Genomic DNA, 17,005 nt, shown 5'->3' on the forward strand with positions numbered 1-17,005 from the left:
ATGATTAATCTCTCCTTTGAGCTAATGGAATTCTACAATTACCCGCATTCAATATTAATGCCAGCCTTGCGGAACAGTTCGGCGGTCTCCGGAGCAAGCCCGCTGTCTGTCAGCAGCACATCGACCTCCTGCAGGGAAGCGAAGGTGCGCAGCGCGGTCTGGCCGAACTTGTGATGATCGCATGCGGCGAACACCTGGCGGGCCGTGGAGACTAACGCCTGTTTGTAATCGATGAAGTCGCCGGTGTATATGGACAGGCCGTGTTCAATATGAACGGCTGTGGCCGAGAGAAAGGCTTTTTGAATATTAAGCTTCTGCACATAGGACACCGCTTCGGGACCGGCCAGCATATTGCGGACACGATAGCCGCCGGGTACAACCAGACGGATGTTATCTCTGGGAACCAGCTCACTGATGATGTAGACATCATTGGTAATGACCGTAAGGGGAATATTGTCCAGCCGCCGGGCAATCTCAAGCGTTGTGCTTCCGCCGTCCAGGGCAATGATGTCGTCCGGAGCGATATGCGCCAGTGCACGCCGGGCAATCTCCGTCTTTTCCTCAGCATATTTATCCAGCGGATTGCGCAGGGGCAGAATGCCGAACTGATCGCTCTGTGCCAGCACGGCACCGCCGTGGACGCGCATAATCAGTCCCTGCTCCTCCAGCTTGCTTAAGTCCTCGCGGATCGTTTTGCCGGTGACCTGGAGCTTGTCGCTCAATTCGTTCACGGTTACATCCTTCTGGTTCAGCATAACTTCCATAATCATCTCGTGCCGCCGTATCGGGTTCATCCGCCTGCCTCATCTTTCCGTAGTTGATTTGCTTCTATTGTAATTCTTTCATCCCTACGGGGTCCATATCATCGTACCGTTTGTTGTCTCCTGCCATGCTCCAGATGAAGGTATAGTTATGCGTACCCACACCGCTGTGAATGGACCAGCTTGGTGAGATAACAGCTTGTTCATTGTGCATTACGATGTGGCGGGTCTCGGTCGGCTCGCCCATCAGGTGGAAGACGATGGAATCGTCCGGCAGATCGAAATAGAAGTAGGCTTCCATCCGGCGCGGATGGGTGTGGGATGGCATGGTGTTCCACATGCTGCCCGGCTTCAGTTGAGTCATCCCCATTACAAGCTGTGCGCTCTGCACGCCGTTCGTGTGGATGAAGCGGTGAATTGTCCGTTCATTGGAATTCTCCAGGCCGCCCATGGCTCCAGATTCGGATTCAGCCAGCGTAGTCTTCGTAGTCGGGTAAGACTGGTGTGCCGGAGCGGAATTCAGATAGAATTTGGCCGGCTTAGCGCTGTCTGCGCTCTTGAAAACAACATCCTTCGAGCCTTGGCCCACATACAGGCATTCCTTGAAATCAACCTCATATTCAGTACCGTCCACAACAACCGAACCCAGGCCGCCGACATTGATGATTCCCAGCTCGCGGCGTTCCAGGAAGTAAGTGACGCCAAGCTCCTTGAGGTCCGTGGTCAGCGCCACTTCGCCGTTCACAGGATTCGCTCCGCCAACAATCATGCGGTCTTCATGGGTCAGGACAAGCTTCAGCTCGTCTGGTGCAAAGATAACCGGGATATGGAACTCCTTGCGCAGGCGCTCAGTGTCAAACTGCTTCACTTCATTCGGATGTGATGCAAAACGTCTTTCCATCGAATATTCAGTCTCCTTAGAAAACATATTTTCGTTCGTATAGGTACAATTTAATCCATTTACGTTCATTTATCAAGCATAATCTTTTTTAGTGCGTTTATTTTAGTTTATTTGTTCAGTGATAAGATTGCCATCTGAACTGAAAGCGTGCACAATAGAGCTGGAGTACATGGGATTTATTCAGGATTAAAAATATGGAATTCATACTCACGGAGGGTGAACGAGATGGCAGATATGCCTCAGCAACAGACGACTTCTAAAATACGCCAGCGGCAGATTATATCCGCTATCGCGGTGGAGGCGGAGCGCCGTCCACTGCTGTACAGCGGACTCTGGTTCCATGATGATGTACGGAACAACTTCTATTATGCGTCTTATCTGTTTGCCGCTGCGGTGGATGATACGCTGGAGCTTCCGTTCAGCCGGGAGGATGCCAAGCGCAAGGCCGAGTCTGTCCTATTAGAAACAGTGAAGCTCCAGAACCGGATGCCGGGGACCCCCCTGTATGGACATTGGCCGCTGGGGCTGCATCCCACTCCGGGAGAGGCGGCACCGCATGAGCTGCCGGTGGAGATTATGGGCAGTCTGATGGTCTGGTTCAACCGGCAATATTCCGGCCGGTTCAGTGCGGGACTGCGGGTGGCGTTCCATACGGCTATCGGCCATATCTACCGCAGCGCCTTTTTCCGTAAGCAGGTCGCGACCTTCGGCCATCACGAGGCGAAATATACGGCCGCGAAGCTGATCTTCGGCCAGCTGTTCGAGGACGATCTGTTGAGGGAGGACGGGCGGCACAGCCTGGAGCTGACGCTGGCGCATATCCGCGCAAAGGGAATGCCGGAGTATGGCAGCCTGCCGTGGTTCTGGCACTGGGTGCAGGCGTTCACCTGCGCCTGGGAGCTGGAAGAGGACAGCGGTGTAAAAGACCGGCTTGGCGAGATGCTGGATTTCCTGTGGACCGAGCGGAGCCAGTGGTACCTGCAAGGGGCCTGGGCGGGCGCGCATTCCCGGGGCTGGCCGCATGATGTTCCGGCAGACGGCAATCTGCTGCATGATTATGTCCAGTTCGGCGATTTCGAGCTGAAGGAGGAGATGCCCCGTACCGAATATGCAGGGTTCCTCTATTATGATGCGCCGGAAGAGGTGCGCTCCGCTGCCCTGAACCGCCGGTTACCGGTGGAGGTCTGCAAGAAGACTGAGAAGGTGGTTGCCGGTTCCCGGGAGCGCCAGCCAGCGCTGCATTCTTACGCCTATATCTGCAAGGATTACGCGGCAGGCGGGATGTGGGAGCGGGTGGAGGAATTCGACAATGAGCAGCTGCGCTGGGCCTTCTCGCTGCCGGTTCCGGCGGCGGCAGGTGTGAACCGGCTTTACTTTTTCCATCCGGGTCAAGGCTATCAGCCGGGCGATCCCCGGCACCAGAGTCCTTATATGGAGGTGCTGTATCATCAGAACACGATCCTGTCGCTGTTCCCGGTGCCCGAAGGAGAGGACACGGCCATCGTCGGTGTGCTTCCGCCAGGCGAATGGATCAGGCAGCCCAAGGCGCTGCTTGGACATGCGGGCAATGTGTATTTTGCCGTCTATGTATCACATGAATATGAACTGCTGGAGCGGCAATCCTATCTGGAGGTAACGTCCAGGAACATGCCGGGAGGCGTCGTGGTCGAAGCGCTTAGCACAGATCAGGCGGCGGAGCTGGGAATACACAATCTTAAGGAATTTGCCGCAGCCGCTATGCAGCGGGCACCCGAATTTACGGACGGAGAGATCCTGTCGGCCGCGTATACGGCCTGGAGCGGCAATGAGCGTCTACAGCTCAGCATAGACAATAAGCATACGGGAATACAGTCGCTGATTAACGGCAAACCGGTATCATTCGAACATTATAAGGTCTAACCGGGACACTTCGCTCCCAGGGGATATTAAGATTTTTTCGGATTGGAACTATCTCAAATTTTAAGCTACAATGACATAGAGCCCGGGGGTCAGCAATGGCTGCCGGGTTCTTTGCGCTACCCGCATAGGCCTTAAGCATGGCGCAGCAATGAAGGTAATATCTTTAGGGCTGCAAGGAAAGAATAAGTTGATTAATTTGCAGCTGAGGATCTACTACTGAAGACATGGGGGAGAGCAGGATGACAGAGACAGAATATCGGCTGGAGAAGGATTTTTTGGGCAGCAAGCAGGTGGAGCATCAGGCCTATTACGGGATACAGACCCTCCGGGCGGTGGAGAATTTCCCTATTACAGGCTACCGTGTGCACCATGAATTAATCAAGGCGATGGGGATTGTCAAAAAATCCGCTGCGCTCGCCAACATGGAAATCGGCCGCCTCTATAAGGGCCTGGGTAAGGTCATCGTCCAAGCGGCAGACGAGGTGATTGCGGGGAACTGGGATGAGCAGTTCATCGTGGATCCGATTCAAGGCGGCGCGGGCACCTCGCTGAATATGAATGCCAATGAAGTGATTGCGAACCGTGCGCTGGAGCTGCTGGGCAAGGCCAAGGGGGATTACCTGCAGCTTAGTCCGAACACTCATGTGAATATGGCGCAATCAACGAACGATGCTTTTCCGACGGCCATTCATATTGCCACGCTATCGCTGCTGGAGCAGCTGCTGATTACGATGCGGACGATGCACGGGGTGTTTTTGCAGAAGGCGGCTGAATTCGATTCCGTGATCAAAATGGGGCGGACCCATTTGCAGGATGCGGTGCCAATCCGTCTCGGACAGGAATTCGAGGCGTACAGCCGGGTGCTGGAGCGTGATATTCAGCGGATCGAGCATACGCGCGGCCATCTGTATGAGGTGAACATGGGCGCGACCGCCGTGGGCACCGGACTGAACGCCGATCCCCGGTATATTACGCGTGTCGTCGAGCTGCTGGCTGAGATCAGCGGTCTGCCGCTGGTCAGCGCGGAGCATCTGGTGGATGCTACGCAGAACACGGATGCTTATACCGAAGTCTCGGCCTCGCTTAAGGTCTGCATGATGAATATGTCCAAAATCGCCAATGATCTGCGCCTGATGGCCTCCGGCCCGCGCTCCGGCTTCAATGAAATAACGCTGCCGGCCCGCCAGCCGGGATCATCCATCATGCCCGGCAAGGTGAATCCGGTGATGGCCGAGGTGATTAACCAGGTGGCTTTTCAGGTGATCGGCAATGATCATACGATCTGTCTTGCCGCTCAGGCCGGTCAACTGGAGCTGAACGTTATGGAGCCGGTGATGGTGTTCAATCTGATTCAGTCGATTAGCATTATGAACAATTCCTTCCGGGTGTTCACCGACTATTGTCTGGCAGGGATTGAAGCCAACAAGGAGAAGCTTGCGCGTGAGGTGGAGAGAAGCGTTGGTATCATTACTGCCGTGAACCCGCATCTGGGGTATGAGGTCGTCTCGCGGATTGCCAGGGAAGCTATTCTGACCGGAGAATCGGTACGGGCCTTGTGTCTGAAGTACAATGTGCTGAGCGAAGAGGAGCTGAACCTGATTCTGGACCCGTATGAAATGACCCATCCCGGCATCGCGGGGGCCGCGCTTTTGAATCATGAATAATAATCGTGATTTGTGTAAAATCAGGCTTCCGCTCATGGTATAATAGACACGAGCATTTACACCGGGCATGATCCTATATTCTGTAATGGCTTACTGGAGGCAAAGTGTGGCGAAGGCAAAAGTGGCAAAACGTCCCACCCGCGACGAATTCGTGCTTGAGGAGCTGGGCAACCAGCTGGTAGAGGCGAAGCAGGAGGATTCCGAGATTCTGCTGACGGTCTGGGGGAAGGAAGAAGAGGTGCGCGGAGTGATTGTAGAGATGGATTCGCGAACCGGCAGGGTGCATGTCAGAAATAATGAAGAGATTATCAAGGTGCCGTTCATGGACATTATGCAAATCAATTACCCCCGGGACTAGGGGGAGCGGCAGATGAACAAAACGAATGCCATGCGCATACTGGATGCAAGGAAGATAAGCTACACCATTCATAGCTACGACAATGAGGACGGACTCATTCACGGAACAGCGGTTGCAGAGAAGATTGGTCTGCCTCCTGAAGTAGTATTCAAGACACTGGTCGCACACAGCGGGCCGCAGCCGTACGTCTATGTGATCCCTGTTGCTGAGGAGCTGGATCTGAAGCGAGCCGCCAGAGCTGCCGGAGTGAAGAAGATCGAGCTGCTGCCGCTGAAGGACCTGCTGAAGTACACGGGATATGTGCGCGGAGGCTGTTCCCCTGTCGGGATGAAGAAGCTTTACCCTACGTTCATTCACAGCAGTGCGGCGGAGCTTGAGACAATCGCGGTCAGCGCAGGCCGGATCGGCGTTCAGATGGAGCTTGAGCCGAAGCTGCTGGCTGAAGAGGTGTCTGCGGTTTTTGCAGAGTTGATTAAAGAGTAAATGTAACGAATAAAGCCGGAACTCCTATGTGTGTAGGGGTTCCGGCTTTTGCTTCAAGCAGTAGTCCATTCGCTGTAATGGTCCGCTATGAATTGCAGCTCGCGCTCATAGTGGGCCAGGTGGCCTTCTTCTACCATTTGGACAAAAGCTGGGTTGCCTGCCTCGGCCTCCTTCTTCAGCGTATCGCACATAGCCCTGAGCCGCCGGGTCAGCCAGTCATGCAGATCTTCAGGGACAGGGAGTCTATAGGCTTCGAAAAACAGCTTAATCCGCCGCTGCCGGTCTGCCGCATGCAGGTCTGCCTGGTAAGGTACCGTGGAGCCTGTCAGATAGTCGGGTGCAAAACCGGCGAGCGGTACTGAGGTGTAGAGGGTATAGGCAATATCCCATAGGCGCGGGCCCGGACCGGCCATGTCGAAATCAATCAGCGCCACGGGCGCACCATGCTGAAACACCACGTTGTACAGCGCCGCGTCATTATGGCAGATCACTTCATGTGCCGCGGGATCGGCATAGGGGAGCTGCCACTCCGTATGTATACTAGTCGGTACGAAACCCTCTGTTGCATCATGATAGCTGCGTAACAGGCGGGCCAGGCCCGTAAGGGTCTCTTCAGACCACATGTACGGTTCCAGCTCAGGATAAGCGTTGCCCGGAACCTCGCCGGGAAGAAAGGATAGGATTTCGCGCCCAGCTTCATCTACACCCAGGAATCTGGGTGCTCCTGCGAAATTCTGCTGCTCCAAATGCTGTAGCAGTGCATGAATACTTGTGCTCCAGCTCCCAGTGGGACGGCGGACGGTGTCTGCCTTGCGGATGATCTCATTTACATTTCCGCCGGTTAACTTCTCTTCATCGTAGTGGTTCATTGGTTTAAGGTACCTCGCTTTCTGTGCTGAGCGTGCGGCCGCGTGCAGCCGGCTGCAGGGGTCAAGGCAGCAGCTTCGCGGCTATTAATCCCAGATACTCCTTCAGCGCCAGTCCGGTTGTGGAGACGGCTCCGGCAGACGGAGTGAATTTGCTTACATAGAGGGACATAGGGCGGCTGGCCTGGAAATCGACCGGAAAAGCCTGCGGCGTAAGTCCGGCATGCCCGAACTGGACCATGCTTCGCGGCATATGGAAGCCTGACGTCACTAGAACGGGACGGCTGAAGCCATGCTCCTGCATGAGCTTCGCGGTGTTGACCGCATTCTGCTCCGTATTGAGCGAGCGGTTCTCCGGCAGGATATCCTCTGCGGAGATGCCGAGGCCGATGAGCTGCCGCCGGGCGATATCCGCTTCATTGCCGCTGTCGGCGAATACCTGTCCCCCGGAGAAAATAATTGGCAGGCCGGTCTCGCGGTACAGCCGCGCAGCCGCCAGCAGCCGGTTCGCCGCCGGACCGGACATATTGCCCTGCCCGTCCAGATCCGGGGTGCCGGAGGTGGCCCCGCCGCCGAGGATTACGATCACATCCCCCTCAGCGGAAGCAGGCTGAGGGTACTTCCGCTCCAGGCTCCCAATCAGCGTGTCGGCGACAGCAGAGGTCATCGACAGATAGAGCAGGAGCGTGACCGCCAGCAGCACGATTGCGGGACGGCGGCTATTTTTCCACAGCCAGACCACCATGCCCAGCAGCAGCAGGACGAATATCCCGGGCGGCAGGACAAAGCTGTATACGAATTTAATGAGATAGATCATACGGTCACCAACTTTTAAACATAGGATATAAGACATTTAACATAAAATCACCCGCATAGCAGGTCCATTCCAGTTGCATGGTACCACGGGTCCGGCTGGAGTTCCCGGCTTCACCCGGATGATTTGGTGATTTGATGATCCGGCGATTCAGTGCTGCGCTGTTTCGTGCTTCATACGCATTTCATGCGCGCTCTCGGTGAGCCTACAACTGAGGTGGACTGAGATTCCGCTATTTTGCAAAAATCAAGCTTGATAGGGTCGAAACGGACTGAGATTCCGCTATCTTGTACTTTTGAGCCTTAAAGGACACATGTTAGGACGTATAACGGAATCTCAGTCCGCTCAGCCCGGAATTTCACCTGATTTACGCAAATAACGGAATCTCAGTCCTCTTGATGGTCAGTTAGAGAGTCATATAGGCGGCAGGGTTCAGCGAATCACATTCAATCATAACCGCTGTCAATCCTGAATCTGTGCGGGTCTCATGCCACTCCCCTTGCTTCCAAAAGACAGCTTGGCCCGCACTAACAGCTGTGAATTCCGCTTCCTCTCCCCGCACATATCCTTCACCGTTCAGAATCAGCAGCAGTTGTGAAGAAGCAGCCTGATGATACCCGATGATTCCTTGCTCACCTAGATATACGCAGCCTATATGAGCTTGCTCTTCTGTCTGAATGATCCGGGAGAGGATGAAGTCGGACTGGAAGGCGGAGATGGATTTACCGGTATCTATGCCGAAATGATAGATCTCCATTAGACACCTCCTTGTGTGTGCTTCCCGGTGAACAACGCGTGCCCTTCCGTCTTGCCCGGCTCTTCCGTAAGCTGGCGGTAGCCCATGGGGGGCAGGCCGGTCCAGCGCTTGAACTGCTTGCTGAAATGAGAGACATCGCGGTAGCCCAGCCGATAGGCGATGCTCTCCACAGACAGGTTGTTATCCAGCAACAGCAGCTTGGCATGGCGGATAATGAGATCGGAGAGATACTGTCTGGGAGGCAGCCCGTAGATCTGCCGGAAGGCGCGGTTGCAGTGGTTGGGGCTGTAGCCAAGCCTGGCCGCAATCTCCTCGATGCTTCCGGCTCTGCTGCCTGTTGCTGCAGCTGTGAAGACGGATTCCTGCAGCAGCCCTTCAATGGCATTCGCCAGGGCGACGGTCTTCTCCGTCACTCCCGGTAGGGTGCTCCGGGCAGGAGAAGGCAGGGCAGCCAGCACCCAGCCGCTAAGGGCGGCGAAGAACTGGAGCGAAGCGTTCAGCATCACCAGCCGGCCCCGCTGCGCATCACTGGCCTCCGGGAGAATGGTCGAGCGGATGATCTCATCCAGGGAGGAGCGGATCGCCTTCAGCTCCGGAGTGTCTCCACTCAGACTGACAGTATCCATCGTCATTAAGGAGCGGCGCAGAACCAGATCGTCAATGTCGAAGTGCAGGCAGTAATAAGACATCTCATCCCCTGAGGCTGCGCCCAGACTGGAGTGCAGCACACCGGGGCGGATGAACAGAATGTGGCCGCTCTCCTGGATGTAGGATTGTCCGCCTACGGCCATGTGCTGCCAGCCCTGCAGAACGATGTTGATCTCGAACATCGGGTGAGTGTGTGCCGGATATTGCCACTCTCTGTTCACCTTGCGCCAGTGGGCGGCGAAGAGATGGAAGGCAGCTTGAACATCCGGGGACATGCGTCCGTCCATGGAATGCTGTGTGCCGGGATCTAATACGTTCATGTTTAACCTCTTCTTTGTTAAAAGATGGATCTATTATAGCATAGGCCGCTGCGTCCGATTGATTTGTCCAAATAATTGGCGGCTTTGCGCCTGTTGCCTGAGAGGAGGTAACGCTAACATAGAGCTAGAGCCCGGCATTGCCGGGACACAGCTGGAGGGAGTGTATATACTGTATGCCGACTAACAAATTCTTCAATGCCCATCATTCACCGATAGGATCATTCTCAAGCTTCACCCTCGGATTTCAAGGAGCGTCCGGCGGCTTTGACCTGGAACTAGGCAGACCGCCGAGACAGAACATATATATCGGCCTTGCGCGTAAGGATGGCCGCGGTTACGATACGTTACCATTCCATGAGCAGGGCAGCGACGATGAGAGCAAACGCTACGATATCGAGAACCCGGACCCGAGTCCGGACAAGCCGCAGACGCTGTTTCACTTCGGAGAAGATGAAATTACGCGCGATTTCCGTCTTACAACAGACAGCTGGCAGGCCGGCGATCTGACCTTCCGCATTCTGTCACCAGTCCGGTCCGTTCCGGACCCGGGGACAGCTTCGGACGCAGAGCTGAAGGAAGTACTGCTGCCAGCAGTGCTGGTAGAGCTTGAAGTCGATAACACAGCGGGCAGCTCTGCGCGCCGTGCTTTCTTTGGCTTCCAGGGGAATGACCCGTATAGCGCCCTAAGAAGATTCGATGGCGGCCAGGAGGATCTGACGGGTGTCGGCCAGGGCCGGTTCCTGGCAATTGCCGCGAAGCAGGGTAGTGTAAAGGCGGCAATGCATTTTACAATGGAGGATATTCTTGCAGCGGAGCTGGAGGAGAACTGGACGTTTGGGCTGGGGCAGGTTGGCGCGCTTATTATGGATGTGCCTGCCGGTGAACGCAAGGTGTACCAGTTCGCGGTCTGCTTCCACCGCTCCGGTTATGTGACTTCGGGAATGGATGCGAGCTATTACTATAACCGCTATTACAGCAATGTGGAAGCTGTTGCGGAATACGCGTTATCCCGGTTCGATACGCTGAAGCAGCAGGCTGAACAGGCGAACGGAATGCTGGAGGGAACGGCCTTAAGTGACGACCAGACCTTCATGCTTGCTCACGCTATCCGCAGCTACTACGGCTCCACTGAGCTCTTGGAGTACAAAGGCCAGCCTTTCTGGGTCGTCAACGAAGGCGAATACCGGATGATGAACACGTTCGATCTTACGGTAGACCAGCTGTTCTACGAGCTGAAGATGAACCCGTGGACCGTACGCAATGAGCTGGATATGTTCGTGGACCGGTTCAGTTATGTCGACACCGTCCGCTTCCCGGGAGACCGGACCGAGTATCCGGGCGGGCTCAGCTTCACGCATGATATGGGAGTAGCCAACGCCGTGTCGCGTCCGGGGTATTCCTCCTATGAGCTGTACGGCATTGACGGCTGCTTCTCGCATATGACCCACGAACAATTGGTCAACTGGATTCTCACTGCGGCAACCTATGTGGAGCACACGGGCGACCGCAGCTGGATGGAGCGCAATCTGACGGTACTGGAGAGCTGCCTGCAGAGCATGCTGAACCGGGATCATCCGGACCCGGCGAAGCGCAACGGTGTGATGGCGCTCGACAGCTCACGGACCATGGGCGGTGCAGAGATTACGACCTATGACAGTCTGGATGTCTCTCTGGGCCAGGCGCGCAACAATATTTATCTGGCGGGAAAATGCTGGGCTGCTTATCTGGCTATGGAGCGGATTTTCCGCGACAACGGCAATACGGAGCTGTCCCGGACTGCCGGCCGGCAAGCTGAACTCTGTGCGTCTACCATCGTGGCGAGTGTGACTGACGGCGGCTACATTCCTGCGGTTATCGGCGAAGGCAATGATTCGAAGATTATCCCGGCCATCGAAGGCCTGGTATTCCCTTACTTCACCGGCTGCAAGGAAGCTTTGGAGCGCGGAGGACGGTTCGGTGAATATCTTGAGGCACTGGACACGCATCTGAAGGCTGTGCTTGTGGAGGGAGTCTGCCTGTTCGAGGACGGCGGCTGGAAAATCTCCTCCACCAGCAATAACAGCTGGCTGAGTAAAATCTATCTCTCCCAGTTCATCGCCAGAGAAATTCTCGGCCTGGAATGGGAGGAGAAGGGGCGCGCAGCAGATCAGGCTCATACGGCTTGGCTTACGCATCCGCAGCTCTCGATCTGGAGCTGGAGCGACCAGATTATCTCCGGCGAAATCACCGGCAGCAAATATTATCCGCGCGGGGTAACGGCCATTCTGTGGCTGGAGGAGCAGCGGGGGTAAGCATTCGTACGCCGTATAAGCGAAGGGAAGTATCGAACGTTGCACAAGTGAAGGAACGTGTTAAACATTATAAGTTGCATTCTTTGCAGGATTTTGAAGCGCAGATGTGGATACGCAGGATTATAGGGTGAGCTTTCAAGAAGCATAAGTTTAAAATTACAAACAGCGAGCCTCCCGGGTGCGGGGGTTCGCTGTTTGTATTATGTGCGAATCCCCAATGATAGGGAGGCCCGCTGTTTGTTGTTATGCCATTACCAGACTAGAAAATACGGTGCTTCCAGCCGTTCAGCTTCGCTACAGCTTCAACGTAGAAGTAGTCGCCGTAGATCAGCGACACATCCATGTGGGAGTCGCCGCTGACTGCGCCGTGCAGCAGGATGGCTTCATGCGCGGGTTGCTCCCAGGTAGCGTAGCTCTCGGTCAACGAACGCAGAATGTGCTCTGCGGCATCCGCATACACACGTTTCTCGCCCGGCGGTACAAGCTCTGCCAGCTCCAGGAGGCCAGAAGCGGCAATTGCTGCGGCCGAGCTGTCTCTGGCCATGCGCTTGTCATCTGCCAGCCGGAAGTCCCAGTGCGGCACGTGATCTTCCGGGAGAGCCGCGATGAAATAATGGGCGATGCGCTTGGCGGTATTCAAGAAGCGCACGTCCCCGGTGTGGCGGTAGGTGTTCGTGAAGCCGTACAGCCCCCAGGCTGAACCCCGGCTCCAGCAGGATTCAGGGGAATATCCCTGTCCGCCGAAGTTCTCAATATAAGCGCCGGACTCTGCATCGAAGGAGAGAATATGCCTGGTGGACCCGTCCTCGCGCACACCATAGGTCATTGCTGTCTCCGCATGGCGGGTAGCAATATGGCTGTAGCGCGGATCGCCGGTGATCCGGCTGGCCCAGAAGAGCAGCGAGATGTTCATCATGCAGTCGATGATCACCCAGCCGTGCTTGTCCCCGTTCCAGGCGCGGATGAACCGGCCCGCCGGATTATAACGTGCAGCCAGGTAGTTAGCCGCTTCAAGTCCCCGGCGCAAGCCCTCTGCATCACCTGTAAGCGTATGCTTGATCACCGCAGTAGCCAGGAATTGAAAGCCGACATCGTGATGCAGCTCTTCGGTCGGCTTCGCGAACCACTGTCCAATCGTTTCGTCCCCGGGCCAGGCAGTATCCTTATAAGCTTCCTTGCCGGTCATATCATACATGACCCAGAGTATTCCCGGCCAGAAGCCGGAGGTCCACCAGTCAGTCCCGGGATTATCGAATCTGCCGTCTGCTCCCGCAGCATGAGGACTCCGCGTCCCGAGCGCCTTGATCATGCCGTTTACTTTCGGTTCCAGACGGTTCATTACTTCCTGCCAATAAGCTGTAGTCATCGCTGATGCCTCCACTTGAATTAGATTATGGCCTCAGTATAACGCCTCTGGCGAACTGGAAGTTGTCATTTGATATCACGAAATGTTGTTATATTGTCCTATTCCTCGTAAGTAGGCTCTCAGGTTCCCTTGCGGTATTGCAGCGGAGAAAGGCCGAGTACCCGCTTGAACAGCTGGTTGAAGTAGGAAGGATTCGGGAATCCGACAGCGCTGCCGATTCGCTCCACCGTCAGGTCCGTCGTCTCGAGCAGCCGGCAGGCCTGCTTGAGACGACGGGCGGTAAGATAGTCGACCAGGCGGCCGCCTGTTTCCTGATGAAAAATCCGCGAGACATAGGATTTCGAGAGGTGAGTCTCCTCCGCAAGCTGCTCCAGATTCACCTCTTCCTGATAATGCGCTTCAATCCAGTTCATGATCTGCTCCGAATAGCGGAGCTTCCGCCGTTCTCCGGTATGAATCAGTGACTGCTCCCCTGTTCCCAGGCAGCTTAACAACTGCAGAAGCAGCATCGTGATATCCTCGGTATCTTCCCCGGATGATTTGCTCCGGCACTGATTGTAATTCCCATAGATCCATTCCATAGTCTCCAGGCGGTCACCAAGATCGAAGCCGCAATAGGGATTGCTGCCTTGCCATAACGCATTGAACACCGCTTTACGTTTGGCGAAGCCCTGCAGCAGATGCTCTGCTGTCAGGGGGTCAAGATAGAAGATCGTCCGTATGAATGGGCTTTCGGTTGAGACGTCCGAAGAAATCCGGTGCAGCTGATACGGCTGGAAAAAGAAAAGCATGCCCGGCCGGATATCATACATCTGCTGATTCACAACAATGCTGCCCTGCCCGCCGTGTACGAACATGATCTCACAGCACTGATGCCAGTGGTAATATCCCTTGTAATGATCGTCGGTATAGATGCGGTAGTCCCAGATCAGCGACTGCCGGTTCGCAAACAGAACAGGCTCGAATAGCTGTTTCATCCTTGGTTTACGCTCCTGTCATGACAAAATAAAGACATTTTATGGTTTCTATTATAACGTTGACCCCACCAGGGCGCTACAATAAAACAGGAGCTTCACTCTATGGATTAGCTTAGGAGGCAGCGGCGCGCTGCCTCACTTTGTGTACTACGAGAATAAGCAGTGGAAGTGCAAGCGAATAGGTTAAATTCCAGTCCACCCAGTAAGGGGGGATTTCTTTGACATAGAAGATGATGTCCTTGGAGATGAGCTGTGAAAGTCCGTAGATCAGGAACGCGACAGGGAAGATTAGAGGGCGGTGGCTTTTCAGCTTGAATATTTGCGCCATTCCGAGCACAAAGGCATAGAAGTAGAGTGCTGTTTTGAAATAGGTCGTGATAATCCAGGCGGTAGCCATCAGCGCTTCAAGCCGCTGTAAGAAGTTGGCAATATTGATTTTTTGGGCCAGGATATAGGCGGCATAGAAACTATGCTCGGAGAAATAGACGCCGAGAACGGTCAGTGAGAGAAACAGAATCAGGTTCAGACCTACGGAGCCTATGCAGAGCGCGATGAAGATATCACGGTTAATCTTACTGTTCTTGCGGGTGTAAGGGTAGATCATGAAGAAAACGCAGATCTCTCCGAAGGGATAGAATACACCGATCATGATCGAATGCAGCATATCCGGTAAAGGTGTAGTCAGCATAGGATAGACACGCTCCAGCCGGACCTGTGGAAATAGGAGCACCATCAGGGCCACCAGGAATAAGGCAAACAGCGGAAAGAACACCTGCGCTGCCCGGCCGACCGTCTCAAGCCCCAGACGCAGACCGTACACCAACAGAACAATGCTCATGAACCGGATTACTCCGCCGGGAGTTCCCTCGTAGATCTGGGTACACATGAAATCCTCAATTTCCCGGACATACGTAGAGGCCGCGATGATGAAGAAGAACAGATAGTACCCGCCTACCGCGCTGCCTAGCCATTTCCCCAGCACCTGTCGGCTGATCTCAATAATATTTTGGTCCGGACTGATATTTGCTACTACAACAAACAGGAAGACTAGTGCAATCCCCGGCGGAATACTGAACAAGGCGGCGATCCAGGCATCCTGATGGGCTTCGGAAGTCATGGCTGCAGGATAGACCAGGGCCATATCCCCGATAAAGGTGAAAAGACCGAGGATTACCAACTGCGCTGTGCTGATCCGCTCTTTTTCAATACTCATCTCTATCCCCCCTTTACATGTGACCTCCAGGGCCTATGAACCCGGAACCCTCTTAGTATGGCATCCCCTTCCAGAATTATGTGAATCAAGTACAGGTCTGAATTTGAGGAATAATTATCAAGAAATGCTACCAAACTAACCTGAATAGAAGGTTCACGGGAAGGAGAAGTGGCCCGGATGAAGAGTACGGTGGAGGGGAAGTTATCCAGCCGGCTGGAGGTCAATAATGAACAGCTGTACAAGCTGATGGGCGAGAGCACTGACCTGGTGAGAAAACAGCTGAAGCTGGGAGAGCATACGGAGCTGGCTATTTTTTATATTGATGGCCTGATAGATAATCAGCTGCTGCATAATTCGATCCTGTATTCGCTTCAGGAGGGACGGACCTCGGCTCTTCTGGAAGAACAGGACCCGGATAAGAAAATAGAAATCTTGACCAGCCGTGTGCTAATGGCCGGTGATCTTACCGTGGTTCAGGATTACGCCAAGTTCGTACACGACCTGTTATCCGGCAACGTGATGCTGATGGTGGAGGGGACGGCATCAGCGCTGCGGATCGGGCTGCCCGGCTGGGAAGACCGGGGTGTAAGTGAGCCGAGCTCGCAGTCTGTGGTCCGCGGACCGATGGAGGGGTTCAGTGAGAATCTGCGGACCAACACCGCGCTAATCCGCCGCAAAATCAAAGACAGTCAGCTGTGGCTGGAAACGATGCAGATCGGCCGCGTCACCCAGACCAGTGTCTCAATTATGTATCTCAGCCACATTGCGAATAAAGAGCTGGTGCAAGAAGTGAAGCGGCGCCTGAACAGTATTGATACGGATAGTATTCTGGAGAGCGGATATATCGAGGAATTTATTCAGGATAAGGTGGCAACACCCTTCCCTACGATTTATAACAGTGACCGGCCGGATACCATTGCGGCGGGCATCCTGGAAGGGAAGGTGGCTATCCTGGTCGATGGAACCCCTTTTGTGCTGCTGGCCCCGACCGTATTTGTCTCCTTCTTTCAATCGGCGGAGGATTATTACCAACGGGCGGATATTTCTACCCTGCTGCGGTTCATCCGGTTTCTGGCTTTTTTCCTCACCTTGTTTGCCCCTGCGTTCTATGTGGCTATCACAACCTATCATACGGAGATGATCCCGACCAATCTGGTGATCAGCCTGGCGGCCCAGCGGGAGACGGTGCCGTTTCCGACTTTTGTCGAGGCGCTGATGATGGAATTGACCTATGAGATTCTGCGGGAAGCAGGGGTACGGATTCCAAAAAACGTGGGCCAGGCTGTCTCTATCGTCGGTACGCTGGTCATCGGGCAGGCGGCGGTTGCGGCGGGGTTCATCTCCTCGGCGATGGTTATCATTGTATCCATTACAGCGATCTCAAGCTTTGTGATTCCCGAAGCCGGGATGTCCATCGCCGCACGAATCATCCGGTTTTTCCTGATTGCACTGGCCGGGTTCATGGGGCTATACGGAATATTGTGTGGAGTATTCATAGTGGTGCTGCATCTCGTCAGCCTGCGTTCCTTCGGCGTTCCTTATATGAGTCCGCTGGGGCCCTTCAGGCCGGCAGATCTTAAGGATTCGATCTTCAGGTTCCCCTGGCCGTTCCTGAGAACAAGACCGCAAGAGAATAGAACACAGAATCTGCACCGCCAGAGCAGATCCAAACGCGGAGGTTCCTGAT

The 17,005-nt window shown here is 54.7% G+C and carries 15 protein-coding genes; 6 read left to right on the top strand and 9 right to left on the bottom strand.

Annotation, left to right across the window (positions count from 1 at the left end):
* Positions 1-38: 38 nt before the first annotated feature.
* On the bottom strand, positions 39-794 hold the full coding sequence (locus tag MKX42_RS15430; RefSeq protein WP_340753252.1) for a DeoR/GlpR family DNA-binding transcription regulator: 756 nt from the start codon (positions 792-794) through the stop codon (positions 39-41).
* Between the two features lie 34 nt (positions 795-828).
* Positions 829-1,662 (bottom strand): 5-dehydro-4-deoxy-D-glucuronate isomerase, encoded by an 834-nt coding sequence (gene kduI / locus MKX42_RS15435; RefSeq protein WP_340753253.1) that lies wholly within the window; start codon positions 1,660-1,662, stop codon positions 829-831.
* Between the two features lie 225 nt (positions 1,663-1,887).
* On the opposite strand from kduI, the gene MKX42_RS15440 reads away from it, so the two are divergent.
* The 4 genes from MKX42_RS15440 to ybaK all read left to right on the top strand — a co-directional run bounded on the left by MKX42_RS15440 (position 1,888) and on the right by ybaK (position 6,066).
* Positions 1,888-3,561 carry a hypothetical protein gene (locus MKX42_RS15440; protein WP_340753254.1) on the top strand — a complete coding sequence of 558 codons (1,674 nt, stop codon included), beginning with the start codon at positions 1,888-1,890 and terminating at the stop codon, positions 3,559-3,561.
* A 239-nt stretch (positions 3,562-3,800) separates the two neighbouring features.
* A complete protein-coding gene (gene aspA / locus MKX42_RS15445) occupies positions 3,801-5,225 on the top strand; it encodes an aspartate ammonia-lyase (protein WP_340753255.1) in 1,425 nt (474 codons plus the stop codon).
* 85 nt (positions 5,226-5,310) lie between these two features.
* Positions 5,311-5,583 carry a YolD-like family protein gene (locus MKX42_RS15450; RefSeq protein WP_268748447.1) on the top strand — a complete coding sequence of 91 codons (273 nt, stop codon included), beginning with the start codon at positions 5,311-5,313 and terminating at the stop codon, positions 5,581-5,583.
* Between the two features lie 12 nt (positions 5,584-5,595).
* Entirely contained in the window at positions 5,596-6,066 is a 471-nt protein-coding gene (gene ybaK, locus MKX42_RS15455) for a Cys-tRNA(Pro) deacylase (protein WP_340753256.1), read from the top strand.
* 53 nt (positions 6,067-6,119) lie between these two features.
* On the opposite strand, the gene MKX42_RS15460 is transcribed toward ybaK, so the two are convergent.
* The 4 genes from MKX42_RS15460 to MKX42_RS15475 all read right to left on the bottom strand — a co-directional run bounded on the left by MKX42_RS15460 (position 6,120) and on the right by MKX42_RS15475 (position 9,471).
* Positions 6,120-6,935, bottom strand: coding sequence for a phosphotransferase enzyme family protein (locus MKX42_RS15460; RefSeq protein ID WP_340753257.1), 816 nt, complete (start codon positions 6,933-6,935; stop codon positions 6,120-6,122).
* 61 nt (positions 6,936-6,996) lie between these two features.
* A complete protein-coding gene (locus MKX42_RS15465) occupies positions 6,997-7,749 on the bottom strand; it encodes a YdcF family protein (RefSeq protein WP_340753258.1) in 753 nt (250 codons plus the stop codon).
* A gap of 403 nt (positions 7,750-8,152) precedes the next feature.
* On the bottom strand, positions 8,153-8,503 hold the full coding sequence (locus MKX42_RS15470; RefSeq protein ID WP_340753259.1) for a cupin: 351 nt from the start codon (positions 8,501-8,503) through the stop codon (positions 8,153-8,155).
* A complete protein-coding gene (locus tag MKX42_RS15475; protein ID WP_340753260.1) occupies positions 8,503-9,471 on the bottom strand; it encodes an AraC family transcriptional regulator in 969 nt (322 codons plus the stop codon). The genes MKX42_RS15470 and MKX42_RS15475 overlap by 1 nt, the downstream gene beginning before the upstream one ends.
* Positions 9,472-9,644: 173 nt before the next feature.
* Here MKX42_RS15475 and MKX42_RS15480 point away from each other — a divergent pair, with 173 nt between their 5' ends.
* Entirely contained in the window at positions 9,645-11,762 is a 2,118-nt protein-coding gene (locus MKX42_RS15480) for a glycoside hydrolase family 52 protein (protein WP_340753261.1), read from the top strand.
* A 259-nt stretch (positions 11,763-12,021) separates the two neighbouring features.
* On the opposite strand, the gene MKX42_RS15485 is transcribed toward MKX42_RS15480, so the two are convergent.
* The 3 genes from MKX42_RS15485 to MKX42_RS15495 form a co-directional block, all read right to left on the bottom strand.
* On the bottom strand, positions 12,022-13,128 hold the full coding sequence (locus MKX42_RS15485) for a glycoside hydrolase family 88 protein (RefSeq protein WP_340753262.1): 1,107 nt from the start codon (positions 13,126-13,128) through the stop codon (positions 12,022-12,024).
* A 119-nt stretch (positions 13,129-13,247) separates the two neighbouring features.
* A complete protein-coding gene (locus MKX42_RS15490; protein WP_340753263.1) occupies positions 13,248-14,105 on the bottom strand; it encodes an AraC family transcriptional regulator in 858 nt (285 codons plus the stop codon).
* A gap of 112 nt (positions 14,106-14,217) precedes the next feature.
* A complete protein-coding gene (locus tag MKX42_RS15495) occupies positions 14,218-15,318 on the bottom strand; it encodes a GerAB/ArcD/ProY family transporter (RefSeq protein WP_340753264.1) in 1,101 nt (366 codons plus the stop codon).
* 177 nt (positions 15,319-15,495) lie between these two features.
* Between MKX42_RS15495 and MKX42_RS15500 the strand changes: the two genes are divergently transcribed.
* Positions 15,496-17,004, top strand: a complete 1,509-nt coding sequence (locus MKX42_RS15500; protein ID WP_340753265.1) for a spore germination protein — start codon at positions 15,496-15,498, stop codon at positions 17,002-17,004.
* The last annotated feature ends 1 nt before the right edge of the window (position 17,005 follow it).

The sequence above is a fragment of the Paenibacillus sp. FSL R7-0204 genome (genome assembly GCF_038002225.1).
Lineage (GTDB): Bacteria > Bacillota > Bacilli > Paenibacillales > Paenibacillaceae > Paenibacillus_AQ.